Source organism: Streptomyces sp. NPDC002536 (genome assembly GCF_053594995.1).
The window spans coordinates 1-26124 of the sequence record NZ_JBSFWU010000080.1; the positions used below are offsets into that span (position 1 = coordinate 1).

Here is a 26124-nt window from a genome sequence, read left to right on the forward strand (position 1 = left end):
GCGGACGGGGAAGACCCGCAGCATCAGGTCGACGGTCTCGCGGATCGCCCAGGCGTGGGCGTAGGGGCCGAAGTAGCGCACGCCCTTCTTCTTGGCGGCCGTGCGGGCCAGTTCCGTGTGGGTGCGGGCCAGCAGGGGGCGGACCGCCGGGTCCGCCGTGCGGTCGGGCGGAAGCGCGGTCAGCACCCGGTACGCGCCGATCCGTTCCCACTCCGCCACCGGCCCCAGGCGCCGCTCCGCGGCCGCCGCCCGGGCCGCCGCCAGCGCCTCCGTCCAGGCCTCCGGCAGCTCGGCGAGGCCGCGCCGCGGCTCGGCGAGGCCGGCCGCCGCCAGCCCGGGGCGGCCGGCGCGCGGCGAGTGCAGCAGCCGGTCCGCGGCCGCCATCGCGGGTGCGGGCGAGCCCAGCGCCCGCAGCCGGATCAGCGCGGCGAGCGCCGCCGAGCCGTCCGGCAGCGCCTCCGGCACCGCGCACATCGCGGCGACCCCGGACTGCGCGGCCAGCGCCTCGCCGTCCGCCGCGTCGCCCGTCAGCTGCCAGGGCACGACGGCCAGCAGCGCCAGCGGCCCGTCCGCGGCCGGGCCCAGCGCCTCCCGCAGCGCGTCGCGGGCCGCCTCACGGGCCGGGCGGCGGGCCGTCAGCAGGTCCCGCAGCAGCTCGCCCAGCTCGGCACCGGCCCGGGCCTCGGCCGCCAGCAGGGCGCCGATACGGGCCGCGGTCTCCATGGCCTGGGCGAGCCGGGGGTCGGCGAAGGGCACCGACAGGTCCAGCCCGGCCAGGTGCTCGTCGTCCAGCAGCCACACATAGCCGAGGACGACGCCCCGGTGCCGCACGGGCAGACAGATCCGGCCGGTGAAGACCCCGGCCGCCGGGTCCGGCGGGATCCGCAGCGGCGCCTGGGCCCGCGCGATGCCGAACGCCTCGAACCAGGCCCGCACCGCCGCCGTCGAGCGCCGCTGGAGGATCGAGCGCGTGCGCACCGGGTCCATCAGGAGGTCCGCGTCGTCGTCACCCCCGTGGGCGCCGAAGGCGATGAGCCCGAAATCCCTGTCCTCCAGGGTCGCAGGAGCCCCGAGCGCCGCCGATATCTCGTCGACCAGCTGCTGATACTCACCCCGCATGCTGCTCAGTGCTCCCTTCCTGCCTGACCGGCCACCATTGTCATACATCTGTCTGAGATGCCGGCCACGGATGCGTGACAGCTGTCGATGGTGACGCCGTGGCTGGAAACCTAGGTTTCACGATGAGTTACTTATGCCGTCCCCCGTCGTGGCGACGGCCGTCATCGTGGAGGTGCCCAGTGCTGGGTCCTGTGCTGCTCGCCGCTTCCCGCAGCGACGCGATCCGCCGTATCGTCTCGGCCGCGCCGGTGACCCGTCCCGTGGTCGACCGGTTCGTCGCCGGCGAGGTTCTGGACGAGTCCATGGCCGCCGTGCGGTCGCTGAACCAGCGCGGCATGGAGGTCACCCTCGACCACTTGGGCGAGGACATCACCGACCCCGCCGAGGCGCTGCGCACCCGTGACGCCTACCTGGCGCTGGCCGAGGCGCTCGGGACCGAGGGCCTCGGCGTGCGCGCCGAGATGTCCGTCAAGCTGTCCGCCTTCGGGCAGGCGCTGCCGGGCGGTCACGACCTGGCGCTGGCCAACGTCACCCCGGTCGTGGAGGCCGCCGCCGAGGCCGGCACCACCGTGACGCTGGACATGGAGGACCACACCACGGTCGACTCCACGCTGGCGATCCTGGCCGAGCTGCGCAAGCGTTTCCCGCAGACCGGTGCCGTCCTGCAGTCCTACCTCTTCCGCACCGAGGAGGACTGCCACGCGCTGGCCGGCGAGGGCTCGCGCGTGCGCCTGGTGAAGGGCGCCTACAAGGAGCCCGCCTCCGTCGCCTTCCAGGACAAGCGCGAGGTCGACCTGGCCTATGTGCGCTGCCTGAAGATCCTGATGGCCGGCAAGGGCTACCCCATGATCGGCTCGCACGACCCCCGCATGGTGGCGATCGCGCAGGAGCTCGGCCGCCGCTACGGGCGCACACTGGACGCATACGAGTTCCAGATGCTGTACGGCATCCGTGAGGCCGAGCAGCAGCGCCTCGTCGCGGACGGCCACCGCATGCGCGTGTACATCCCGTACGGCACCGACTGGTACGGATACTTCATGCGGCGGCTCGCCGAGCGCCCGGCGAACCTCGCGTTCTTCCTGCGCTCGCTTGCGACGCGCGGCTAGACATGCTGCGGCGAGCGACGCGTCGGCTGGGGGTCCGGGGGTCATCCCCCGGGAATCACAGCCTGCGCTCGCTTGCGACGCGCGGCTGACACCCGCTTCGCGCGGCTGACCCCGACCCCCCGACCCCCGAAGGAGACATGGCAGCCATGGATGCTGTGACCCAGGTCCCCACGCCGGTCAACGAGCCGGTGCACTCCTACGCCCCCGGTTCCCCCGAGCGTGCCCGCCTCGAGGCCAAGCTCAAGGAGCTGGCGAGCAACCCCATAGACCTGCCGATGACCATCGGCGGCGAGAAGCGGATGGGCGGCGGCGAGCCGTTCCAGGTCGTCCAGCCGCACCACCACGCCGCCGTCCTCGGCACCTTCAACCACGCCACGCAGCAGGACGCGCAGGACGCGATCGACGCCGCGCTGGCCGCCGCCCCGGCCTGGCGCGCGATGTCCTTCGACGACCGCGCCGCGATCATCCTGCGCGCCGCCGAGCTGCTGGCCGGCCCCTGGCGCGAGACGCTGGCCGCCTCCACCATGCTGGGCCAGTCCAAGACCGCCCAGCAGGCCGAGATCGACACGCCCTGCGAGCTCGTCGACTTCTGGCGCTTCAACGTGCACTTCGCGCGCCAGATCCTGGCCGAGCAGCCGGTCGCCAACTCCGCCGGCGTGTGGAACCGCAGCGACCACCGCCCGCTGGAGGGCTTCGTCTACGCGATCACGCCGTTCAACTTCACGGCCATCGCGGGCAACCTGCCGACCGCCCCGGCCCTGATGGGCAACGTCGTGGTCTGGAAGCCGTCCCCGACCCAGACCCACTCCGCGGTGCTGCTGATGCAGCTGCTGGAGGAGGCGGGCCTGCCCAAGGGCGTCATCAACCTGGTGACCGGCGACGGCATCGCCGTCTCCGAGGTGGCCCTGAACCACCCCGAGCTGGCCGGTATCCACTTCACCGGCTCGACCAAGACCTTCCAGTACCTGTGGAAGACGGTCGGCAACAACATCGAGACGTACAAGTCCTACCCGCGCCTGGTCGGCGAGACCGGTGGCAAGGACTTCGTCGTCGCCCACCCGAGCGCCGACCCGGCGATCCTGAAGACCGCGCTGACCCGCGGCTCCTTCGAGTTCCAGGGCCAGAAGTGCTCGGCCTCCTCCCGCGCCTACGTCCCGCGCTCCCTCTGGGAGAACGGCTTCAAGGACGAGTTCGCGGCCGAGGTCGACGGCATCACCATGGGTGACGTCACCGACCTGGACAACTTCATCGGCGCCGTCATCGACGACCGCGCCTTCGCGAAGAACAAGGCCGCGATCGACCGCGCCAAGGCCGACCCGACCTGCACGGTGATCGCGGGCGGCACGTACGACGACTCGGTGGGCTACTTCGTGCGCCCGACCGTCATCGAGTGCACCGACCCGGCCAACGAGGTCTTCACCACGGAGTACTTCGGCCCGATCCTCGCCGTCCACGTCTACGAGGACGCCGAGTACGAGGCGATGCTGGCCCAGATGGAGTCCGTCTCGGCGTACGCCCTGACCGGTTCGATCATCGCCGCCGACCGCGCCGCGGCCGCCGACGCGATGGAGAAGCTCCGCTTCGCCGCGGGCAACTTCTACATCAACGACAAGTCGACCGGTGCCGTCGTCGGCCAGCAGCCCTTCGGCGGCGGCCGTGCCTCCGGCACCAACGACAAGGCCGGTGCCGCGAGCAACCTGATGCGCTGGACCTCGACCCGCTCCATCAAGGAGACCCTGGTCCCGCCGACCGACTACCGCTACCCGCACATGGGCTGACCACGCCCTGCTGCAGATTCCGCCCCCCGCCCGGCCCCCACGCCGGCCGGGGGGCGGTGCCATGTGGCCGAACGGGCCGTCTCAGATAGTAGGAAGTCCGAGTAGTCGTGCAGACAGCGGGGCGCCGCTGGCTTAGCGTGGAAGAAGCCGATCGTTCCGCTCCATCGAGCGATGGCGGCTGTGGCCTCGTGCGCTCGTGCAGGCGATCCCTGCCGCACCCGGCCCCCGCCCTTTGTTTCCGGCTTTCTTCCGAACTTTCTCGGGGCTCAGCAGAGGAGACACGACCCATGGCCGACACCGCTGTCCGCAGGACCCGCCGCACCGCCCGTACCGCCGAACGCGACACCGACCGGGCGAATGCCGCCGCTGCCCTCCAGCGTGCGCTGGACCGTCGCGACAACGGCGGCTCGACAGGTCACTGAGGCCTTGCGCCCCTTACGGGGCGCCCCGCGTCACCTCGAAGTGGTCGATCCGCGCCCCCGTCTCCGCCAGTGCCGTCACCCGCAGCCGCGGGTGGCGGCCCGGCTCCGACTCCACCGCGAGGAAGGAGTAGTCGGTGTAGCGCACCCGCGACCACTCCACCTCCTCCTTCTGCTTCCCGCCGCCCTTCACCCAGTGGAAGGTGGGGACGCTGTCGAGGTCCTTGACGTGGCCCTCGTAGCTGTCCGGCACGGGGAAGTCGTAGAGCGACTTGCCGGCCGCGCCCGCCGTCACATAGACGATGCCCTCGCGCGAGGAGTCCACGGTGCCGCCGATCGGCACCTTCTTGGACACCCGCTGCCCCTTGATGGCGTCGGTGCGCTCGTACACGTGGTTGTGGCCGTTGATGACCAGGTCCACCTTGTGCTTCTCGAAGAGCGGCAGCCACGTGTCGCGCACGCCGCCGTCGGAGGCATGGGAGTTGGTGGTCGAGAAGGTGCAGTGGTGGAAGAACACCACGATGAAGTCGACGTCCTGGCGGCCGCGCAGCTCCCGCAGGCGCCGGTCCAGCCAGGCGGTCTGCTTCCCGCCGCTGTAGCCGGTGTTGGCGGTGATCTCGTACGAGACGTCGTTGGCGTCCAGCGCGACGATGCCCACGTTGCCGTAGACGAACGAGTAGACACCCGGCGAGTGCTTCGGGTCGAAGCCGTTCTCGGGCAGGGCCCAGCGGGCGCTCTGGCCGCCGTAGCCGTTGGGCGAGTACCAGGCCTCCATGTCGTGGTTGCCAGTGGTGACCATCCACGGCACGGTCTTGGCCACGGTCTCGGTCTGGGCGAGGAACTGGTCCCAGGCGCGGGCGTCGTAGACGTCGTCCGGCTTGCCCTCGCCGCTGTTGTCGGCGTAGCAGATGTCGCCCGCGTGCAGGTGGAAGGCGGGGTTCTGGCCCAGGATCAACTGGTCGTTGCCCAGGGCGTGGTAGCTGACGCCCTGGTCGCCGAAGGCCGTGAAGGTGAACTTCCCGGCCCGCGCGGGCGCGGTGCGGAAGGTTCCTATGGTGCCGAAGTGCTGGGTGTCGGCCGGGTCCCAGCCGTCGTGGCCGACGCCGTAGTAATAGGTCTGCCCGGGGCGGAGGTTGTCCAGGGCGGCGTGCAGGTAGACCTGGTCGACGGCGGGGAGCTTCTTGGACAGCGCGGGCGTGTGCAGGGTCCGCACCTCGGCCGGGATGCGCTGGCTGAGGTCCCACGGCTTCAGACCGACCCGGACGAACGGGCGCTTGACCGCGAACGGCACCTGCCAGGAGATCCGCATCTGGGTCTTCGGGTCGGCGCCGAAGGCGAGGTGCCGGCCGAAGGGGGCGACGAGGGAGCCGTCGACTCTCGTGGTGGCGGGGGAGGTCAGCAGCGTCGGGGAGAGGGGCTTCGCATAGGCGCTGGTGGCGCCTGTGCCGAGGAGGCCCGTGCCGACGACGGCGCCCGCGCCGGCGGCGCCGGTCCGCAGCATGCCGCGGCGGGTGAACCTGCTGCGCAGGTACTCGTGCTGCTCGGCCATGCTCATCCGGCCTGCGAGGTGCTCGGGAATGCCTACCCGTGGTGTGTCCATGTCGGGCAACGTGCCAGGAAATGACGACCGAGTCACGTACTTGGGGTGAACGAGACCTTTACGGATCGCAACGTGTCCGGATCGTGGACATCGTGTGTCATAGGGCGGGACGGAGGAGTACGGTCCACTCATGTCTCGCAGCATTCGTCTCGCAGTCATCCCCGGTGACGGCATCGGCCCGGAAGTCGTGGCCCAGGGCCTGAAGGTCCTCTCCGCCGTCCTCCCCTCCGACACCAAGCTGGAGACCCAGGAGTACGACCTGGGCGCCCGGCGCTGGCACGCCACCGGCGAGACCCTGCCGGACGCGGAGCTGGAATCGCTGAAGCAGCACGACGCGATCCTGCTCGGGGCGATCGGCGACCCCGGCGTGCCGTCCGGAGTGCTGGAGCGCGGGCTGCTGCTCAAACTGCGCTTCGCCTTCGACCACTACGTCAACCTGCGCCCCTCCCGGCTCCACCCGACGGCCGAGACCCCGCTCGCCGGGCGCCCGGACATCGACTTCGTCGTGGTCCGCGAGGGCACCGAGGGCCCGTACACCGGCAACGGCGGCTCGCTGCGCACCGGGACGCCCGCCGAGGTGGCCACCGAGGTCAGCGTCAACACCGCCTACGGCGTGGAGCGCGTCGTGCGGGACGCGTACGAGCGGGCCCAGGCGAGGCCGCGCCGGAAGCTGACCCTCGTGCACAAGAACAACGTGCTCGTGTACGCCGGTCACCTCTGGAAGAACATCTTCGACCGGGTGGGCCGCGAGTACCCCGAGGTCACCACCGACTACCTGCACGTCGACGCCGCGACGATCTTCTTCGTCACGCAGCCCGAGCGCTTCGACGTGATCGTCACCGACAACCTCTTCGGCGACATCCTGACCGACCTGGCCGCCGCCATCACGGGCGGCATCGGCCTCGCCGCCTCCGGGAACATCAATCCGAGTGGCGCATTTCCGTCCATGTTCGAGCCCGTGCACGGCTCCGCGCCCGACATCGCGGGCACCGGCAAGGCGGACCCGACGGCCACGGTGCTCTCCGTCGCCCTTCTGCTGCGCCACCTGGGCCTGGACGCCGAGGCGGACCGCGTGGAGGCGGCTGTGGCCGAGGATCTCGCGGGGCGCTGGGGGCACCTCCCTGGCCCGGAGGGCTCAGGGGGATTGCCGCGCACGACCGACGAGATCGGCGACGCCCTTGCCGTACTTGTAGGCCGACGAGCCGCTGACTAGCCCGGACTCTGTGCTACTGCGCGGTTCGGTGCGACTATCGACCCGGACCGCGCGAACGTTTTTCGTCAAAGCCCCACGCGAGCGATAATCGAACGTGGGGCCGCAGCGCGGTCCGACACGCATCAAAGGTGAAGGACACGCACTCATGACGACGACGCCCCCGATCGAGCTCAAGCCCTCCGCGCACCCGCTGTCCGCCCCGGAGCGCGAGCAGATCCTGGCCAACCCCGGCTTCGGCCGCCACTTCACCGACCACATGGTCACCATCAAGTGGACCGAGGGCCGTGGCTGGCACGACGGACAGCTCGTCCCGTACGCGCCGCTGTCGGTCGACCCGGCGAACATGACCCTGCACTACGCGCAGACGATCTTCGAGGGCCTCAAGGCCTACCGCCAGCCGGACGGTTCGGTCGCCACGTTCCGTCCGGACGAGAACGCCAAGCGCTTCCAGGCCTCCGCGCGCCGGATGGCCATGCCCGAACTGCCGGTCGAGACCTTCGTCGAGGCCTGCGACGCCCTGGTCAAGCAGGACAAGGCATGGGTGCCGAGCTCCGGCGAGGCCTCGCTCTACCTGCGCCCCTTCATGATCGCCACGGAGGTCGGGCTGGGCGTCCGCCCGGCCAACGAGTACCTCTTCGTCGTCATCGCCTCGCCGGCCGGCGCCTACTTCGCGGGCGGCGTGAAGCCGGTCTCGGTCTGGCTCTCGGAGGAGTACGTGCGCGCCTGCCCCGGCGGCACGGGCGCGGCCAAGGCCGGTGGCAACTACGCCGCTTCGCTGGTCGCCCAGGCCCAGGCGGCGCAGAACGGCTGCGACCAGGTGGTCTGGCTGGACGCGCTCGAGCGCCGCTGGATCGAGGAAATGGGCGGCATGAACCTGTACTTCGTGTACGGCCAGAAGGATGGAACACAGCGGATTGTCACCCCCGAGCTGACGGGCTCCCTGCTCCCGGGCATCACCCGCAAGTCCCTGCTGCGCATCGCCGAGGACCTGGGCTACGAGGTGTCCGAGGGCCGTATCTCGGTGGACGACTGGAAGAACGGCAACGCGGACGGCTCGCTGACCGAGGTGTTCGCATGCGGAACGGCCGCCGTCATCACGCCGGTCGGCTCGGTGAAGTCGACGCGGGCCGACTGGACCGTCGGGGACGGGCAGCCGGGCGAGGTGACGATGAAGCTGCGCAAGGCGCTGCTGGACATCCAGACCGGTGCCGTCGAGGACGTCCACGGCTGGATGCACCCGCTGGGCTGAGCGGATTTGCCGAAGTCCAGTGCGGTTCCGCGCCCCGTAAGGGGCGCGGGGAACTGCGCGACCAGCCACGGACCACCCGTAGTCGAAGTACCGCAGTTCCAGCGGAGCGTGACCGCAACGCACGAAAGTACGCGTGATCGTTGCGGTCGGACTCTTGTCCGAAACCCTTCGCTCCGCCAGCGTTTCCCCTCATGGAAACGTCAACGGGGCACTGGAAGAAGATCTGGATCGGCTCGGCCGGGAACATGGTCGAGTGGTTCGACTGGTTCGTGTACGCCAGTTTCGCCACCTACTTCGCCGGCGCCTTCTTCCCCGAAGGCAACGACACCGCCAAGCTCATGAACACCGCCGGCATCTTCGCCGTCGGCTTCTTCATGCGCCCCGTCGGCGGCTGGCTGCTCGGCCGTGTCGGTGACCGGCGCGGCCGCAAGGCCGCGTTGACGCTCACCGTCACGCTCATGTCGGCCTCCGCCGTGCTCATCGCCCTGGCCCCGACCTACGGCGTCGCCGGCTACGGCGGCGTCGCCGTGCTCCTCATGGCCCGGCTCCTGCAGGGGCTGTCCGTCGGCGGCGAGTACGCCGCCAGCGCCACCTACCTCACCGAGGCCTCCGCCCCGGGGCGCCGCGGGTTCGCCTCCAGCTTCCAGTACGTCTCCATGACCGCGGGCCAGATCGCCGGTCTCGGGCTGCTGATCCTGCTGCAGCACACCCTCACCGGTGCCCAACTGCACAGCTGGGGCTGGCGGATCCCGTTCGTCGTCGGTGCGCTCGGCGCGGCCGTCATCTTCTACCTGCGCCGCAGCATGCTGGAGACGGAGGCGTACGAGGAGAGCACCGACGCGGACGACGACCGGGGGACGATCAAGGCGCTGCTGCGTCACAAGCGCGAGGCGCTGCTGGTCATCGCCCTCACCATGGGCGGCACGGTGGCGTACTACACGTACACCACGTACCTCACCAAGTACCTCTCCAACACCGCCGGTCTGTCGAAGCAGACGGCGACCCTGGTGAGCTTCTGCGCCCTGATCGTCTTCGCCTGCATCCAGCCGCTCGCGGGCGCGCTCTCGGACCGGATCGGCCGCCGCCCGCTGCTGATCACCTTCGCCGTGGGCTCGACGTTCCTCACCGTGCCGATCATGTCGATGCTCAAGGACGCGGGCTCCTTCTGGCCCGCCCTGGGCCTGTCCCTGCTCGCGCTCGTCATCGTCACCGGCTACACGTCGATCAACGCCTGTGTGAAGGCCGAGCTGTTCCCCACCGGCGTCCGGTCGCTGGGCGTGGCCCTGCCCTACGCCATCGCCAACGCCCTGTTCGGCGGGACGGCGGAGTACGTGGCGCTGTGGTTCAAGAACGCGGGCATCGAGTCCGGCTTCTCCTGGTACGTGGCCGGCTGCGCGGCCGTCTCGCTCGTCGTCTACCTCACCATGCGCGAGACGCGCGACGTCGACATCAAGACCACCGGGGTGCCCACATCGTGAGACCGGTTGCCACGGCGGCGGCGAACCGTGCAAGGATGCCCCTCGTGTTCTCGTTTGCCACGATTACGGGCAGCAGGCGCGCCGGTCCGCAGTGACCGCCTCGTACGAACCCGTACGACGCGGACACCGTCGTCCCAGACCCGCGCGCAGACCTCTCGCACCCGCGAGAGGTCTTTTCGTTTCCCGGACCACCTGCACCGGGAGCGGAGCGAGCGGGATCATAGGGGAACGGTGGAACGGGTCATTCCGGTCAGACCGAGATCCCGACAGGAGTCAGAGCAGCAATGACGGACGCAACCGACGGCCCCGACGAAAGCCTTCGGCCCGACGACGGCTTCCACGTCTTCGACACCACGCTGCGCGACGGAGCCCAGCGCGAGGGCATCAACCTCACCGTCGCCGACAAGCTGACCATCGCCCGGCACCTGGACGACTTCGGCGTCGGCTTCATCGAGGGCGGCTGGCCCGGGGCCAACCCCCGGGACACCGAGTTCTTCCAACGCGCGCAGCAGGAGATCGACTTCCGGCACGCACAGCTGGTCGCCTTCGGCGCCACCCGCAAGGCGGGCGTGCGGGCCGAGGACGACCCGCAGGTCGCCGCCCTGCTCGACTCCGGCGCCCCGGTCGTCACCCTCGTCGCCAAGTCCCACGACCGGCACGTCGAACTGGCCCTGCGCACCACGCTGGAGGAGAACCTCGCGATGGTCCGCGACACGGTCGCGTACCTGCGCTCGCGCGGCCGCCGGGTGTTCGTCGACTGCGAGCACTTCTTCGACGGGTACCGCGCCAACCCCGGCCATGCCACCGACGTCGTGCGCACCGCGTACGAGGCGGGCGCGGACGTGGTCGTCCTCTGCGACACCAACGGCGGCTGCCTGCCCTCCCGTATCGGCGAGGTCGTCCGCGCCGTGCGCGAGGCCACCGGCGCCCGGCTGGGCATCCACGCCCAGGACGACACCGGCTGCGCCGTCGCCAACACCCTTGCCGCCGTGGACTCCGGCGTCACGCACGTGCAGTGCACCGCCAACGGCTACGGCGAACGCGTCGGCAACGCCAACCTCTTCCCCGTCGTCGCGGCCCTGGAGCTCAAGCACGACCGCCGCGTCCTGCCCCCGGGCAAGCTCGCCGAGATGACCCGCATCTCGCACGCCATCGCCGAGGTCGTCAACCTCACGCCCTCCACGCATCAGCCGTACGTGGGCCTCTCCGCGTTCGCGCACAAGGCCGGGCTGCACGCGTCCGCGATCAAGGTCGACCCGGACCTGTACCAGCACATCGATCCCGAACGGGTCGGCAACACCATGCGGATGCTGGTCTCCGACATGGCCGGCCGCGCCTCCATCGAGCTCAAGGGCAAGGAACTCGGCATCGACCTGGGCGGCGACCGCGAGCTGATCGGCCGCGTCGTGCAGCGCGTCAAGGAACGGGAGTCGGCGGGGTACACGTACGAGGCTGCCGACGCGTCGTTCGAACTCCTGCTGCGGGGGGAGCTGCAGCGGGAGGAAGCGGGGCGCGCCCGGCGCTACTACCGCGTGGAGTCCTGGCGGGCCATCGTCGAGGACCGCCCCGACGGCACGCACGCCAACGAGGCGACCGTGAAGCTGTGGGCCAAGGGCGAGCGCATCGTCGCCACCGCGGAGGGGAACGGCCCGGTCAACGCCCTCGACCGGGCGCTGCGGAGTGCGCTGGAGCGCATCTATCCGCAGCTCGCCTCGCTGAAGCTGACCGACTACAAGGTCCGCATCCTGGAGGGCTCGCGGGGCACCGGCTCGATCACCCGCGTCCTGGTCTCGACCAGTGACGAGCAGGGCGAGTGGTCGACGGTCGGCGTCGCGGAGAACGTCATCGCCGCGTCGTGGCAGGCACTGGACGACGCCTACGCGTACGGCCTGCTCCGGGCGGGGGTCGAGCCGCAGGAGTGATGCGGTAAGTACCGCGCCCGTAAGGGGCGCGGGGAACTGCGCGACAAGCCCCCACCGGCCCGCAGTCGACGTACCGCCCCAGAGGTTCCGGGGCGCAGCCCCGGGCTCCTCGGCTGCGGGCGCGTCGTGGTTGCTCGCGCAGTTCCCCGCGCCCCTGACGGGGCGCCTGGTCGCGCCCACGCGGCGGAGCCGCTGGGGGCACCTCCCAGCGGTAGCTGGGGGAGACACAGCCCCGCGCCCCTTCGGGGCGCAGCCGCTCGTCGCCCGGGCGTTGCGTCAGGACGGGTCGATCTCCAACTCCACCCCGGCGAAGGCCTGCCGGAGGCCGTCGGGCGTCAGGCAGTCCGTCGGCAGCGTGCCCGGCAGCGTCTGGACGCTGCGCACGGCCCGGTGTCCCTTGCCGCGGCCCTCGACGACCGTGCCCAGGAGCTGAAGGGTGTGGGCGCCCAGCGCCCGGGTGCCGACGGAGGAGGTGTAGACGATCACCGACTCCCCGCCGTCCGCGTAGTTCACGGTCTCCCGCCCGCCGGCAGTGACGAGCGCGAGGCAGCTCGCCCCGGGGGAGATGCCCTCGATGGTGCCCGTGGCGCTCACCACGTGCCCCGGACGGTCCGTGCAGGTGTAGGTGGGGTGCGCCTCGATCCCGACGTCCCGGGGCTCCAGAGTCAGCCCCGGGCTGTAGGACGTGCTCTCCCGCCCCGAGCAGGACAGCGGAGCGCGCGCGTGCGCCTGCGCAGCCGGGGCCCACCCCAGGGACGCGGCGGTCAGCGCCATCGCGCACAGGGAGACCCGGACACCGTACCTACCGAACATGCCCACCTCTTCGGTGACTTGGGGAATTGCGGGAACGGTTCCTTTCCTACCCGGCGGAGCCTGCGGTTCCGCCCCGCTCGCCCGAGCGCCCGCAGCGCGTCACCCGACGCACGCCCCCCGCACACCCCCAACCACCCCTCAAGAACCCAGAAACGGCAGCCCGCCGCCGCCCCGCACCGCCGCGTGCACCGCCAGCAGCACCCCCGCCGTCCCGGTCGCCAAGTCCATGGACAGCCGCAGCAGTCCGTCCATCGCGAACGCCAACTCGCCCTCGTAGGGCACGGCATGCACGCCCAGCCCCCGCAGCTGCACGTCCCGCAGCTCCTGCGGACCGTCCAGGTGCGCCAGGGCGTACAGCAGCCCGGCGTGCCCCGTGAACAGGCCCGGCGACAGCAGCAGTTCCGTCCCCAGCCCGTCGCGGATGCGGTCGCGCAGCCGCGCGAAGTGGGTGTCGGGGCGGTGCCGCAGGAACTCCTGGAGGACGACGCCGATCCCCGCACTGCCCGCGCCGAGCCCCGAGACCCAGCGCTGCCCGTCCTTGACCTGGACGTATCGCCCGCGCGGCGCTCCGCAGCGCGCGATGTCCCGGGCCAGGGCGGTCTCCGCGCACCGCATCCAGCGCTCCTCGCCCGTCGCCGCGAAGAGCCGCACGAACAGCAGGGCCGGGCCCGACCATCCGCGCATCAGCCCGGGGGCGGTGACGCCGTCCCTGTCCCCGTCCCCGTCGCCGTCGAGGGATCGTGCGAGGCGGTCGCCCAGCCGGACGGCGGCCTCCGCGTGGCCGGCGTGCAGGAAGGCCAGCGCGATCCCGGCCAGGCCGCCGAACAGGCCCGTCCCGCAGCCCCGCAGGTCGAAGGCGGCCAGCCGCTCCAGCACCGCCCGCGCCTCCTGCACCCGCCCCGACTCGCCCAGGACGTGGGCCACCCCGGCGAGCCCGTCGTAGAGCCCCGGCCGCGGCCACTGCGCGCGCTCGGCCGCCCGCACCAGCCAGTCGGCGTGCCCGGCGAACTCCGGGCGCGTGCCGTACCCGGTCACGTGCAGGGCGTGCAGCACCCCGGCCGCGCCGTAGGCCAGGCCCGTCTCCTGACCGTCGAACTGCCGGACGTCGCCGGGGAAGAGCCGGTCCTCCCGCTCCGGGGTGGCGCTGCGCAGCACCGCCTCGCACAGCGAGTCCAGCACCGGGCCCCACTGCGCCTCCCGGCCGCCCGGGGGCCAGGCCACGGCGGGCTTGACGGCCGTGCCCGGGGGCGGGGTCAGTTCCTCGCGCAGCCGCGCGGCGAACGTCGGTGGCACCGGGAAGCGTTCCTCGACCAGCCGGATCAACTGCCCCGGCTTGCGCGGGTCGAAGCGCATCAGCTCCGTCAGCGGACAGAAGACCGCAAGGCGCAGACAGGCCAGCCCGTACACGTCCACCGCGGTGCCCGAACGCGCCCACGGGGCGACGAAACCCGGCGTCCCCATGGCCGGTGCGACGTCCTCGCCGATGCCGAAGGCCGTCTCGAAGTCGACGAGGCACACGCTGCCGTCGGGGCGGACCAGTACGTTGCCCGGCTGGAGGTCCCCGAAGACGACGCCGCGTGCGTGCAGCGCGGCCACCGCCGCCCCGATCCGGTCGAGGACGGCGCAGGCCCACGCGGCGTAGGCGGCCCGTTCGGCGGGTCCGTGCTCGGGCCGGAAGAGCGGATGGCGCCGGGCGACCGCCTCCGGCAGCGGCTCGCCCTCGACGAACTCCTCGGCCAGGAAGTGGTGTTCCCAGTGGACCGTACGCCCCAGGACCCGCGGCACGCAGTCCAGCCCGGCCAGCCGCTGCAGCACGGCGTGTTCGCGGCCCAGCCGGGCGACCGCGTCCCTGCCCCGGTCGTCGACGGCGGTGTACGGGCGGGCCTCCCGGAGCACCACCGTGCGTCCGGTGCCCGGATCGACGGCGCGGTAGACGCCGCCGCTGTTGGAGAAGCGCAGCGCCTTCTCCACCCGGTACGGGAGCCGTGTGCCCGGCCCGCGGCGGGAGGCCCGGATCCGGTCCGCGACGAAAGGCGGCACCCCCGCCCACGGCGGCACCCGGAAGGAGGCCCCGCGCACGTCCGGCACCGGTTCGCCGTCCGGGCGCACCACGGCGGGCACGTAGTCGCCGTCGCGCGAGAAGCAGAAGCGCGGGGCGAAGCCCCCGTAGCGCACGTACAACGGGCCCTCGTGCCAGCGCAGATCGCTGAGGATGTACGGGCCCTTGACGCCCCGTAAGAGCGAGGACAGCTCCCGCAGCGTGCGCTCCAGCAGCTCCTCGCAGCGCGGGTAGATCGTGATCAGCTTGCCGCCGGCCGAGCGCGGTGCCCGTTTGCTGTTGACCAGCGCCAACAGGGTGCTGCTGCGCAGGAACTTGAAGCCGATGCCGCGTTCTACGCAGTACTCCCACACCGAGTCGACCACGCGCGGGGCCTCCTCGGCCGTCGCCGACGCGTGGATCTTCCAGCCCTGCGGGGGCAGTCGGGCGCCTGCGTGCTGGAGGGAGACCCAGCCGCCGTGCTCGGCCCGGCGCCAGCCGGGGGGTGCGGGACGGTCGGCGCGTGCGAAGCGGCTTGCCGCGTCTTCGACGCGGTCTGGGGCGTCCGCGAAGAGGGGGTCGGCGGCGAGGTGGCCTTGGGCGAGCATGGTGGTCCTCCTCCGGTGGGGGGTGTCCGGCGGATCTGCGCCCCGTCAGGGGCGCGGGGAACTGCGCGATCAGCCACTGCTGGCCTGCAGCCGACGCACCACCCCAGGGGTTCGGGGCGGAGCCCCGGGAGCTTCGGCTGCGGGTGCGTCGTGGCTGGTCGCGCAGTTCCCCGCGCCCCTTCGGGGCGCTACGCGCCGGCCGTCCCCGTGGGGCGATGAACGGACGGCCGGCGCGCCTCCCCCGGGGCCGGCCGTCAGACCTGCCCGAGGGTGCTCTGGTAACTGTTGCTACACGGCCACAGGGCGGGGGTCTCCTCCTCCATCTCCTGCAGCTCCAGGATTTCCGACATGCCGTTCACCTCCCTCCGGCGCCGCGCGGGTGACGGACCGCGGATCGAGGAAGGGAAGGACGGGGCCGGTCCTCTCGAACGCGGAGCTCAGCGCGAGCAGCACGCCCGCGGAACCGGTCGCCAGGTCTGCGGACAGCCGCAGCGCACGGAAGCCCGGGAAGGCGAGGTGCCCGCGGTAGGACTGGGCGTGCCAGGACAGCAGGCGGATCTGCCGCAGCAGGGCCGGGCGGTCCGCGGGCTCGTCCAGCGCGGCCAGCACGGCCACCGAGCCGGAACGCCCGCGCAGCAGGCCCGCGTTGCGCACGTACACCGCGTCGCAGGTCCGGCGGATACGGGCCAGCAGCTCGGCCCGCTGCCCGTCGGGGCGGTGCCGCAACAGGTCGCGCAGGACGAACGCGAGCCCGGTGCTGCCCCCGTGCAGGTACGGAAGGTGGGCGGAGCCGTCGAAGAGCGCCACGTGCCCGTCGGGCAGCGTCCGCAGCCTGCTCAGGTCGAGCCGCAGCGCCCGGTCGGCCAGGTCGAGGAAGCGCCGCTCCCCGCACTCCTCGTACAGGCGCAGGAAGAGCAGGGCGATCCCGGTCGCGCCGTGCAGCAGCCCGTACGGCGCGGGCCGGCCCGGCCTGCCGGGCAGGGGCCCTTCCTCGACGGCCTCCGCGAGGTCGGCGGCCATGCGCAGGGCCGCGTCGTGCAGTGCGGTGTCGCCGGTGGCCGCGGCGAAGTGCAGCAGGGTCAGGGCGATGCCGGCCCGGCCGCCCGCCAGGTCGAAGGCGAACGCCCGCTCGTCCAGGGCCAGACAGCGGTCCAGGACGTCGAGGGCGGCTTCGCGCCGGCCCAGCAGGTCGAGGGTGAACGCGGCGCCGTGCAGCCCGTCGTAGAGCCCCGGCCGGGGCCTGCGGTCCCGGGTGGCGGCGGCCGCCAGCCAGGCGGTGTACGGCTCCGGGACGTCCGCGCCCGCGCGGTGCAGCGCGTACAGCACCCCGGCCGCGCCGTAGCCGAGGGGGTAACCCCCGATGAGCGTGCGCCCGTTGGGCGTGCCGGGGAAGAGCCGGTCCGTGCGGTCGGGCGTGGCGCAGGCGTGGATGCCGTGCACGAGCGCGCCCCGGATCGCGGGCCAGTCCGGCGGCTCCGCCGCGAGCAGGGCGCCCGCCCGGTCCTGTTCCGCGGGCCGGCCGTCGGGCCACAGCCCCTGCACCAGCGCGGAGCCGAAGCCCGGGGGCACCGGGTAGTGCCGGGCGACGGCCGCGACGAGGGTGTGCAGCTTGGCGGGGTCGCGCCAGGGGACCGGCAGGAACAGCCACAGCCGCAGGCAGTCGAGCAGGTGGCGCACGGCCTCCGCGCCGCGGCAGCCGGGCGGCACGCTGAAGCCCGGCTCGCCCGGGGCCGCCGGGCGGGTGTCGTGGAGGCCGGTCGCCGAGGCGAAGCCGACGAGCGCCACCCGGCCGTCGGGCCGCAGCACGACGTTCTTCGGCGGCAGTTCGCCCAGCCGCAGGCCCCGCTCCTGCACGGCGGTCAGCGCCCGGCCGATCCGCTCCAGCACGCCCAGCGCCCACGTGGTGTAGGGCTCGGCCTCCCGGGCGGCGCGCTCGGCCGAGGTCAGCGGGAAGGCGAGCGAGGCGGCCTGCAGCAGGGTGCGGCCCTCGATGAACTCCTCGGCCAGGAAGTGGTGTTCGGCGTACGTGCGCTGGTCCACGAGGCGCGGTACGCACTCCAGCCCCACGAGCCGCTCCAGCGCCGAACGCTGCCGGCCGAGCCGGGTGACGGAGTCCTCGCCGCGCAGGTCGAGCCCGGCGTGCGGCCGGGCCTCGCGGAGCAGGACCGTGGCGCCGGTGCGCAGGTCCACCGCGCGGTAGGTGCCGCCGCCGTTGCCGAGGCCGAGGGCGCGCTCGACCCGGTAGGGGAACTCGCCCGCGGGGGCGGCGTGCAGGGCCTCCAGGTCGGGGCGGAGTACCGCGGGCAGCTCCAGCCAGTCGGGCGGGGAGAACACCGGGCGGCGCGGCTCGGGGACGAGCGTGCCGTCGGGGGTGAGCAGGGCGGGCCCCCACTCGCCCTCCCCGTCGGGGCACGTCCGCCCGTCCCGGGACCCGTAGCGCACGTACATCGGGCCCGCTCCGTGCCGCAGCCCGCCCAGCACGTACGGCCCGGTCAACCCGTCGAGCAGGGCGCCGAGTTCGGTGAGCGTACGGGTCAGCTGCTCCTCGCCGTCGACGTGGACGGTGATGAGTCTGCCGCCGGTGAGCCGGTCGGCCCGGTCGCCGTTGAGCTCACGGGCGGCGGCCCGGCTGCGGACGAAGTCGAACGGGATCCTGCGCTCGACGCAGTGGCCCCAGACGATCTCGACGGCCCGGACCACCTCGGGCAGGGTGACGGACACGTGGATCTGCCAGCCCTGTCCGGGGGCCGTCTCCCCACCGGGCCGCAGGGTGATCCACCAGCCCGACTCGCCGCGGGTCCAGCCCTCGGGAGCGAGCCGCCGCGCCGCGGCCAGCCGTTCGCCCGCGTCCGGGTAGTGCTCGGGACGGTCGTAGAAGACCGGGTCGGCGAGGCAGAAGCGGTCGTAGTCCTTGAACGTCAACACGGCACGTCCTCCTCGGGGCGAGGACTCGATGGGTCACAGCGCCAGCGCGCTGAATTCCGGGGGGTTCGTCCGGACCGAGCGGCGGTCGATCCGCGAGCGCACCTCCGGGGAGCCGAAGTGGTAGTCCATCCGCCGCACCGCCTCCGCCCAGTCCTGCATGGTGCGCACCGCGGAGAGCGTCTCGATGACGAAGGGGTCGTTCAGCCGCGAAATGCCGCGCTGCCAGAGTTCCATCGGGGATTCTTCGAGCAGGTTTCCCACCGTTCCCTCGTAGACCGGCAGGGCCCGTACCTCTCCGTCGGGTTCGACCTGCATCACCCGTGCGTCGACGCCGCTGGCGAACCGGTCGGGGCGCATGACGAGATTGCTGTTGTCGGTGGTGAAGACGCGCACCGATTCCGGGGCGAGGGCCTGGAGCCGGGCGTGCCGTTCCTCGCTCGTCAATTGCGCGACCTGTTCGTCGTCGAGGAGTTCGAAATGACCGAACTCGGGGCGGCTGGCGAGTCCTTCGGGAACCGCGGCGTTGAAGGTGACGCTGCGCAGTTCGGGGTACCGGGGGGCGATGGCCGTGCAGAATTCCTCCAGCTGCGGGAAATTGCTGCGGACCACGACGCAGTCGATGCCGAACCACAGCGGACTGCGCCGGCGCCGGCGCCGCTCGCGTGCGGCGGCGTCGAGCAGGGTCAGGGCGCTCAGGGCCCGGTCGAAGGAGCCGCGCCGGCCCCTGATCCGGTCGTGGATCTGCGCGGTGGCCCCGTCGAGACTCACGATGACCTCGTCGAAGACCTTGGCGAGCTCCGTGGCCATCCACGGTTCCATGATCCAGCCGCTGGTGTAGACGGCTGTCTTGATCCCGGCCCGGGACAGCCGGCCGGCCACTTCGAAGATGCCCTTGACGACGAGGGGTTCGCCGCCGGACAGGGCGACCACGCGGGGGTTGAGCGTGATCAGGGCATCGGCGACCCGCAGCATGTCCTCGTGGCCCAGTTGCCGGGGAGCCCGGCGTCCGGACTCCGAATAGCAGTGCGAGCACCGCAGTGGGCAGGCATAGGTGGTGTCCCAGACGACCACCTCGGGACCGGACGACTCGAGCATGGTTCCCCTTCGGATTTTCAACACTGAACAGTTCGTGCAGAGTTCGTGGTGTCGTACGCCAGAACGACCTGCCGTCACCTGCCCGCCATATCGGGGACTTTTCCACGGCGGACATACCGAGTCTGCCGCGACCGCGGCGTGCAGGGGGACCCTGGAACCCTCCGATTCCACTGGGGGTTTTCCGCCATACGCGCTTGCGGGTCAGCTTCTGGTTCTGGACCAAGGTCACGAACACCATCGATAATGACGCGAGTGAGGGGTACCGGCCGGCCCATGCGCATTGCCGCGATCTCCGGCGGGCTGTGCCTCCTGTGGGCCGTCGCGGCCGGTGCGATACTGCTGCGGAACAACACCGTGACGCTGCCCTGGATCCTGGGCTCCGTCCTGCCGTGCTACTGCGCCGGCCTGTTCGCCTGGTGGCACGCTCCCGCCAGCCCGGTCGCGCGCCGGCTGCTGCTGGTCGGCACCGCCCTCGCATCGAGCATCGCCATCCGCTACACCGCCGCCCTGCTGACCACCCGGTACGGCTGGGACCTGACCGCACCCGAGAACGGCCTTCCCTCGCTGGAGGCTTCGGCCGTCCTGCTGCCGACCGAGGTCAACAACCTGACCTTCAGCGTCCTCGTCGTACGTCTGCTCGCCCTGCTGCCCGACGGCCGCTACCGGTTCCGCCACGAACGCGCCGTCCTGGGCGCGTTGTGGGGACTGCTCACCCTGCCGCTCGTCCTGCCGCTCGCCGGGGTGCCGACCCGCGTCGTCGAACTCGCCGTCTTCTACTACCCCGAGGCCTGGCTGCCCGGACTCGGCGCCGCTCTGCTCGTCGTCCGCTGCCTGCGCGCCCGCGCAGCCGGACAGGAGGACGCCGCGCGGCTGCTGCCGCTCGCCGCCGCGGCCGCCGTCCTCTTCCTGGGCCGCGGCAGCTGCCGCCTCTTCCGCACCTGGCACGGCGAGACCGGCATCCTCTACCTCATCGGCTCGCTGCTCGGCGCCCTGCCGTACGTGCTCATCTCGCTGTCCGTCGTCTACGCGGCCTTCCGCTACCGCTTCCTCGGCGTGGACATCGTCATCCGCCGCGAAGTCGTCTACGGCACGCTGTGGCTGATCATCAGCGCCTGGTACCTGGGCATGGCGATGACGCTCGGGCTGACGGCCGGCCAGTACTTCCCGATCGGCCTGTCCGTCCTCGTCGCCGTCACGGCGACGGCCCTGTTCCAGCCGGTGCGCGCCCGGCTGAACCAGCTCGCCGAACGCCGCGTCTTCGGCAAGCGGCTCAGCAGCTTCGAACTGCTCGTCCAGTTCGGCACCGCACTCGAACACGCCTATGACCTCGACCTGTTGGCCCCCCAGCTCGCCGCGGGCCTCCAGGAGGGCCTCAGCCTGCAGTGGGTCCGCATCCGGCTGGGCGGCGAGGGCCTGCCGGCCCATCTGGGCGCCGCGGGCGAGGAGACGGACGGAACCTCCAGGACGAGCCTCCCCCTGTGGTACGGGCACGAGGTCCTCGGCCTCGTCGAGTACGGGCCCAAGACGGAGGGCCGGTTCACGCCCGAGGACCACGACGTGGTCGAGACCCTGGCCCGGCAGGCCGCGCTGGCCGTCCACAACGTGTACCTCGCCGCCGAACTGTCCGCGCGCGTCGAGGAGGTGCAGCGCCAGGCGGGCGAGCTCGACGCCTCGCGCGCCCGCATCGTGCACGCCCAGGACGGTGAACGGCGGCGCATCGAGCGCCGGTTGCACGACGGCATTCAGCAGGACCTGGTGGCCCTGGTCGCCAAGCTGCGGCTCGCCCGCAACCGGCTCGCCCGCGGGGGCGACGTCGACACGGTGCTGGCCGAGGTCCAGGACGACGCCTACCGCGTCATCGACGAACTGCGCGAGGTCGCCCACGGCATCCACCCGCCGGTCCTCACCGACCAGGGCCTGGTGGCCGCCGTCACCTCCCGCGCCCGCCGGATGCCGATCCCGGTCACCGTGCACGTCGAGGACTCGCTGGACCGGGTGCGCTTCGCGCTCGACGTCGAGGAGTCGGCGTTCTACCTGGTCTCGGAGGCGCTGACCAACGTGCTCAAACACGCCGACGCCACGCACGCGACCATCCGCATAACGCGGGCCGGGGGCTGGCTGGTGGTGGAGGTCACCGACGACGGCGTCGGCTTCAGCGGCGACCCCGCCGCCGGCTCGGGGCTGACCGGGATGCGGGACAGGATCGAGGCGGTCGGCGGCGATCTGCTGATCACCAGCCGGACCGGGGGCGGCACCGTGATCCGCTCCCGGCTGGCGGAGCGGGTGCGGGAGGATGTCAGTGACTGAAGCGGCCGAGGAACCGATGCGGGTCGTCATCGCCGAGGACCACTACCTGGTGCGCGAGGGCACGCGACGGCTGCTCGAGGACACCGGGCACGTGGCCGTGGTGTCGGCGGTCGGCGACGCCGACGAACTCCTCGATGCCGTCGACCGGTTGCGCCCGGAGGCGGTGATCGCGGACATCAGAATGCCGCCGAGCCACCACACCGAGGGCATCGCGGCGGCCCACGCGATCCGGGCCGCGCATCCCGGCATCGGCGTCGTGATGCTCTCGCAGCACGCCGACGAGAACTACGCGTTCGACCTCTTCCAGCGGGGGACGGACGGCCTGGCGTACCTGTTGAAGGAACGGATCGGAGAGCTGGACGAGTTGCTCCGGGCCCTCCGGGAGGTGGCGGCGGGCCGTTCCGTGGTCGACCCCCGGATCGTGGAGGTCCTGATGGGCAGCCACACACGGGCGGCGGACGCCCCGCTGGCGGCGCTGACGCGCCGGGAGCTGGACGTGCTGCGGCACATGGCGGAGGGGAAGACGAACCGGGCGATCGCGAAGGCGCTGACGCTGTCGGAGTCGACGATCGAGAAGCACGTCAACTCGACGTTCTCCAAACTGGGCTTGGCGGAGGAGAGCCAGCTGCATCGGAGGGTGAGCGCGGTTCTCGCCTATCTGCGGCATGCGCCGCGGGGGGTGGGGTAGGGGGCGAGGGGCTGGGCCGTCATGTGTCCGGCAGGAGCCGTCAGACGAGGACGCCGACACGGGCGGCGAGCCCGCGTAGTTCTGCGGTCGTCCGCCCGGAGACCAACAGGCCGGATACCAGGGATTTCACCGCCGGCCGGGCGTGGGTCTCCTCCGGGGCGTGGTGCTCGGCGGCCAACAGCGCGCGGATGCAGTCGTCCCTGCGGTTCCAGCGGGCGAAGGCGGTGGCGACGTCGGTGTAGTAGCGGGCGCGGCGCTCGGTGCTGGGCAGGCTCCCGGGCGCCACTGCCTTTGCGGCGGCAAGGGCGGCGGAGGGGTCGCCGGCGGAGTTCTCGGCGGAGATGAGGTGGAGCTGGACCGTGGCGGGGCTGAATCTGCCGCCGTGGTCCCGTAGTTGCACGCGGTCGAGCTGGTTGGCGATGGCCGCGGCTTCCTTCGTCAGCTCCCGCATGCTGGCCGTGTCGCCGGCGCGGGCGGCGGTGTAGGCGGCGGACTGGATCAGCAGCCCCCGCTGCGCGGCCAGGGCCGGTTCCCCGCCGCGTAGGGCTGGCTGGTCGGCGGCTGCGAGCGCGATGGAGAGCGCCTGGTCGTTCCAGTCGGCCTTGCGGGCCAGGACGGCGAGTTGGCGCGCGGCCTCCGCAACCAGCAGGGGATTGCCCGCTGTCTCGGCGCTCTGGCGGGCGCGGTCGGCGGCCATCCAGCCGAGCTGCTGCTCGTCCAGCTTGATCAGCATGCGGGTGGCCAGGAAGTAGCTGCTCGCGAGCAGGACGCCGCTGTCCGCCGACTCGTCGGTGGCGGCATGGGCGTGGGCGGTGCAGATCAGTTGGGGCAGACGCACGGCGAGGCTGCCGTACTGGCAGGCATGGAAGTCGGTGAGTGCGTGGGCGAGATCTGCCTGGAGTACGGCCGCTGACGGGGCGGCGATGTCGATGTGCAGACCCAGCATGGCGTCCCGGAGGCGTGCGACCAACAGCTCGCCGAGCGCGGCCTGGTTCACCGGTGTCCGGTTCGTGGGCAGGATCGGGGAGCCGACGGCTGCGGCAGCCGTGACCGCGAGGTTGACGAGCAATCGCCTGCGCCGCACCGGGTCCTCCCCGTCTCCTCGACGAGCCGTCCCTGCCACCCTAGGGGCCTGCAGGCGCGGGTAGGTGGTGGTCGGGCCGATCGTGCGTCCGTGCCGGACCTGTGGCGGGGCGGTCAGGCCGAGGGCCTGTGGCGGGAGGGCGAGGGGCGTCGGCGAAGCGGCGCAGCACAGTGACGTCCGTCAGCGGTGAGATGCCCCGTTCGTACCGGGAGACCTGGGCCGCGGAATAGCCGGTGAGCCTCCCCAACTGAACCAGGGTCAGGCCCTGCCTTTTGCGTGTCTGCCGCACCAGTTCGCCGGGACTGCCGTCCGCCGCTGGTACCGGCTGTGCTGTGACTGCGTCCATACCGTACCCCGCTTGCCGGGAGTGCGCCGCCGCACACCGTACTCGCGCCTGCCGGTGCCGGACAGGGTATTTGCACCCGATGCAAAGGGCTTTGCAGCCCGTGCCAGTGCGCCTGTCACCGCCGCATCAGCCGCGGTGTGCTTGAGGCGGGCGGCCCGGACAGCGGGCTGCCGTCGCACATCCGAAGGGGGATGCCAGCGATGACCGTACGCAAGAGGGCCGCGATGGTGGGACTCGGCGGCCAGGCCACCAACGACCACCTGCCCGGCCTCGCCCAGTGCCGACTCGCCGAGCTCGCCGGTGTCTGCGATGTCGACGCCGGCCGGGTCGCCGCCGCGGCCGACGTTCACCAAGTGCCCGGCTTCACCGCTGTCGAGCGCCTGCTGCAGGAGGTGCAGCCTGACTTCGTCATTGCCGCGGTGCCACACCACGCCGGGCAGCAGGTGGTCACCGCGTGCGCCGATGCGGGGGTGCACGTGATGAAGGAGAAGCCGTTCGCCACCGACCCGCACGAAGCCGCCCAGCTCGCTGCGCAGTGCGACAAGGCGGGTATCGAGCTGATGGTCACCGTCCAGCGCCGCTTCCACCCCGTCTACGCCGCCGCGTTCGCGCTGCTGGGACAGATCGGCGACCCATACCTGGTCGAGGGCCGGTACACCTTCCACTGCCCGGACCCGGCGGCCGGCTGGCGCGGCCGAGCCAGCCTCGCCGGCGGCGGGTGCCTGGCTGACATGGGCTACCACCTCATCGACCTGCTCATCTGGTACCTCGGTCTGCCCGACCGCGTCCTCGCGCACACCTCGACTGCCGCGGTGCCGGGAGCCGAGTACGACGCGGAGGACACCGCGCTGGTCCACCTCGCCTATGGCTCCGGCCTGTACGGGTCGCTGCTGGTCTCGCGCTCGGCCGGGCCGAAGACCGAGCACCTGGCCATTACCGGCCCTCACGGCACACTTGCCATCGACCGCGGCGTCGTGCGCCTCCTCGATCCGGCCGGGCAGGTTGTCGAGTCGCTGCTGCGGGAACCGGCCTGGCCCTGCCCGCCCGCCGGACTGATCGACCGCTTCTGCCGCGTCCTCGACGGCACCGCCCCCAACACGTCGGGCCCGGCCGAGCACCTGCCGCATGCCGCGTTCCTGGCCGCCGCCTACGCCTCTGCCGCCACCCATCGCCCCGCGGATCCGAAGGAGTTCCTGGCATGAACGGCTCCCCGCTCGCCCTGCTCGGTGGCGAACCCGTCGTATCCGTCCCGGGCCCGCACTTCGAGTGGCCGCCCGTCACCGAGGCCGATCGTCAGGCCGTGGTCCGCCAGTTGGAAAGTGCCGTGTCCATCCCGGACCGTACCGGCGTCATCGCCGACTTGGAGGACGCGCTTGCCTCCTACCTTGGACTACGGCACGTCGTGACGACGTGCACCGGGACGGCCGCCCTGCACTCGATGTACGCGGCCGCCGGCGTCGGTCCCGGCGATGAGGTCATCGTCCCGGCGCTCACCTTCCACGCCACCGCAACGCCGTTGTTCCACCTCGGTGCCCACCCCGTGCTCGCCGACGTCGACGAGCACGGCCAACTCGACCTGGAGGACGCAGCACGGCGGCTGACCGACCGCACGAAGGCCGTGGTGGCAGTGCATCTGTGGGGGCTGCCCGAAGACATGGATGCCCTGGCGTCCTTCGCTGACGAGCACCACCTGATGCTGCTGGAGGACGGCTCCCACGCCCACGGCGCCACCTGGAACCACCAGCGCACGGGCACCTTCGGCACCGCATCCGCGTTCAGCCTCAACGGCCCCAAGCCACTGTCGGCCGGTGAGGGCGGCTTCGTCGCCACCGACGACACCGAGCTGTACTACCGGGTGCTGCTGCACGGCCAGTACAACAAGCGCTGCCGCCGAGAGATCCCTGCCACCCATCCGCTCGCCCGCTTCGCGGTCACCGGCATGGGCTTGAAACTGCGCATTCATCCCTTGGCGTCGATCCTGGCGAGAGCCTCATCGAGGCCCTGCGGCGCGAGGTCGCCGAAGAGACCGGCCTGACCGTCGCGGCCGTCGCTGACTACCTCGGCCACTTCGACTACCGCTCCGGCAGTGGCCGCACGACCCGGCAGCACAACTTCGCCGCCACCGTCATCAGCACCGAACAAGCAGTAGAGCTCACTGAGCACGACGCCTACCTGTGGGCCGACATCACCGGGCAGACCCGGGCCTCCAGCACCGTCCAGGCCGTCCTGGTCACCTGGCGTCAGCGGGCGGCCTGACCGTCCTGTATCCCCGGCTGGGCTCCGGTCCGCAACTGCCCCTGTGTACCTGCGGATCGGGGCCTGGTCTGCCGCGACCT

The 26124-nt window shown here is 72.0% G+C and carries 20 protein-coding genes; 12 read left to right on the forward strand and 8 right to left on the reverse strand.

Features of this window, described 5'->3' with window-relative positions; genetic code table 11:
• On the reverse strand, positions 1-1119 hold a 1119-nt coding region (locus ACWD4B_RS25365), incomplete at its 3' end, for a PucR family transcriptional regulator (RefSeq protein WP_451422902.1).
• A 179-nt stretch (positions 1120-1298) separates the two neighbouring features.
• Between ACWD4B_RS25365 and ACWD4B_RS25370 the strand changes: the two genes are divergently transcribed.
• From ACWD4B_RS25370 to ACWD4B_RS25380, 3 genes are all read left to right on the forward strand, one after another.
• Positions 1299-2225 (forward strand): proline dehydrogenase family protein, encoded by a 927-nt coding sequence (locus tag ACWD4B_RS25370; RefSeq protein ID WP_451422903.1) that lies wholly within the window; start codon positions 1299-1301, stop codon positions 2223-2225.
• Between the two features lie 146 nt (positions 2226-2371).
• Positions 2372-4003: an L-glutamate gamma-semialdehyde dehydrogenase gene (gene pruA, locus ACWD4B_RS25375; protein ID WP_451422904.1), complete on the forward strand. Its 1632-nt coding sequence runs from the start codon at positions 2372-2374 to the stop codon at positions 4001-4003.
• A 287-nt stretch (positions 4004-4290) separates the two neighbouring features.
• A complete protein-coding gene (locus tag ACWD4B_RS25380; protein ID WP_336416318.1) occupies positions 4291-4425 on the forward strand; it encodes a hypothetical protein in 135 nt (44 codons plus the stop codon).
• A 13-nt stretch (positions 4426-4438) separates the two neighbouring features.
• On the opposite strand, the gene ACWD4B_RS25385 is transcribed toward ACWD4B_RS25380, so the two are convergent.
• Positions 4439-6022 (reverse strand): purple acid phosphatase family protein, encoded by a 1584-nt coding sequence (locus tag ACWD4B_RS25385; protein ID WP_451422905.1) that lies wholly within the window; start codon positions 6020-6022, stop codon positions 4439-4441.
• Between the two features lie 130 nt (positions 6023-6152).
• Between ACWD4B_RS25385 and ACWD4B_RS25390 the strand changes: the two genes are divergently transcribed.
• The 4 genes from ACWD4B_RS25390 to cimA all read left to right on the forward strand — a co-directional run bounded on the left by ACWD4B_RS25390 (position 6153) and on the right by cimA (position 11884).
• Entirely contained in the window at positions 6153-7235 is a 1083-nt protein-coding gene (locus ACWD4B_RS25390) for a 3-isopropylmalate dehydrogenase (RefSeq protein WP_451422906.1), read from the forward strand.
• Positions 7236-7380: 145 nt separating this feature from the next.
• The gene (locus tag ACWD4B_RS25395; protein WP_336416315.1) at positions 7381-8484 is read left to right on the forward strand and encodes a branched-chain amino acid aminotransferase; all 1104 of its coding nucleotides are present in this window, start codon (positions 7381-7383) and stop codon (positions 8482-8484) included.
• Positions 8485-8675: 191 nt separating this feature from the next.
• Positions 8676-9962, forward strand: a complete 1287-nt coding sequence (locus tag ACWD4B_RS25400; protein ID WP_451422907.1) for an MFS transporter — start codon at positions 8676-8678, stop codon at positions 9960-9962.
• Positions 9963-10246: 284 nt separating this feature from the next.
• The gene (cimA, locus tag ACWD4B_RS25405; RefSeq protein WP_451422908.1) at positions 10247-11884 is read left to right on the forward strand and encodes a citramalate synthase; all 1638 of its coding nucleotides are present in this window, start codon (positions 10247-10249) and stop codon (positions 11882-11884) included.
• A gap of 276 nt (positions 11885-12160) precedes the next feature.
• On the opposite strand, the gene ACWD4B_RS25410 is transcribed toward cimA, so the two are convergent.
• From ACWD4B_RS25410 to ACWD4B_RS25425, 4 genes are all read right to left on the reverse strand, one after another.
• Entirely contained in the window at positions 12161-12697 is a 537-nt protein-coding gene (locus ACWD4B_RS25410; protein ID WP_451422909.1) for a hypothetical protein, read from the reverse strand.
• A 138-nt stretch (positions 12698-12835) separates the two neighbouring features.
• Positions 12836-15343 carry a class III lanthionine synthetase LanKC gene (lanKC, locus tag ACWD4B_RS25415; protein ID WP_451422910.1) on the reverse strand — a complete coding sequence of 836 codons (2508 nt, stop codon included), beginning with the start codon at positions 15341-15343 and terminating at the stop codon, positions 12836-12838.
• A 288-nt stretch (positions 15344-15631) separates the two neighbouring features.
• Positions 15632-18268: a class III lanthionine synthetase LanKC gene (gene lanKC / locus ACWD4B_RS25420; RefSeq protein ID WP_451422911.1), complete on the reverse strand. Its 2637-nt coding sequence runs from the start codon at positions 18266-18268 to the stop codon at positions 15632-15634.
• A 33-nt stretch (positions 18269-18301) separates the two neighbouring features.
• The gene (locus ACWD4B_RS25425) at positions 18302-19363 is read right to left on the reverse strand and encodes a radical SAM protein (protein WP_451422912.1); all 1062 of its coding nucleotides are present in this window, start codon (positions 19361-19363) and stop codon (positions 18302-18304) included.
• Between the two features lie 273 nt (positions 19364-19636).
• On the opposite strand from ACWD4B_RS25425, the gene ACWD4B_RS25430 reads away from it, so the two are divergent.
• Positions 19637-21670: a GAF domain-containing sensor histidine kinase gene (locus ACWD4B_RS25430; RefSeq protein WP_451422913.1), complete on the forward strand. Its 2034-nt coding sequence runs from the start codon at positions 19637-19639 to the stop codon at positions 21668-21670.
• Positions 21657-22358, forward strand: a complete 702-nt coding sequence (locus ACWD4B_RS25435) for a response regulator (RefSeq protein WP_451422914.1) — start codon at positions 21657-21659, stop codon at positions 22356-22358. The genes ACWD4B_RS25430 and ACWD4B_RS25435 overlap by 14 nt, the downstream gene beginning before the upstream one ends.
• A 40-nt stretch (positions 22359-22398) precedes the next feature.
• Here ACWD4B_RS25435 and ACWD4B_RS25440 read toward each other — a convergent pair whose 3' ends face one another.
• Both ACWD4B_RS25440 and ACWD4B_RS25445 read right to left on the reverse strand, forming a co-directional pair.
• On the reverse strand, positions 22399-23442 hold the full coding sequence (locus tag ACWD4B_RS25440) for an XRE family transcriptional regulator (protein ID WP_451422915.1): 1044 nt from the start codon (positions 23440-23442) through the stop codon (positions 22399-22401).
• Positions 23443-23482: 40 nt separating this feature from the next.
• Positions 23483-23788, reverse strand: coding sequence for a helix-turn-helix domain-containing protein (locus tag ACWD4B_RS25445; protein WP_451422916.1), 306 nt, complete (start codon positions 23786-23788; stop codon positions 23483-23485).
• Between the two features lie 200 nt (positions 23789-23988).
• On the opposite strand from ACWD4B_RS25445, the gene ACWD4B_RS25450 reads away from it, so the two are divergent.
• From ACWD4B_RS25450 to ACWD4B_RS25460, 3 genes are read left to right on the forward strand one after another with little or no spacing between them, the layout of a single operon-like run.
• Complete coding sequence (locus ACWD4B_RS25450) at positions 23989-24990, forward strand: Gfo/Idh/MocA family protein (protein WP_451422917.1); 1002 nt, start codon at positions 23989-23991, stop codon at positions 24988-24990.
• Positions 24987-25823, forward strand: a complete 837-nt coding sequence (locus ACWD4B_RS25455) for a DegT/DnrJ/EryC1/StrS family aminotransferase (RefSeq protein WP_451422918.1) — start codon at positions 24987-24989, stop codon at positions 25821-25823. The genes ACWD4B_RS25450 and ACWD4B_RS25455 overlap by 4 nt, the downstream gene beginning before the upstream one ends.
• Positions 25790-26044 (forward strand): NUDIX hydrolase, encoded by a 255-nt coding sequence (locus ACWD4B_RS25460; RefSeq protein ID WP_451422926.1) that lies wholly within the window; start codon positions 25790-25792, stop codon positions 26042-26044. The genes ACWD4B_RS25455 and ACWD4B_RS25460 overlap by 34 nt, the downstream gene beginning before the upstream one ends.
• Positions 26045-26124 lie beyond the last annotated feature (80 nt).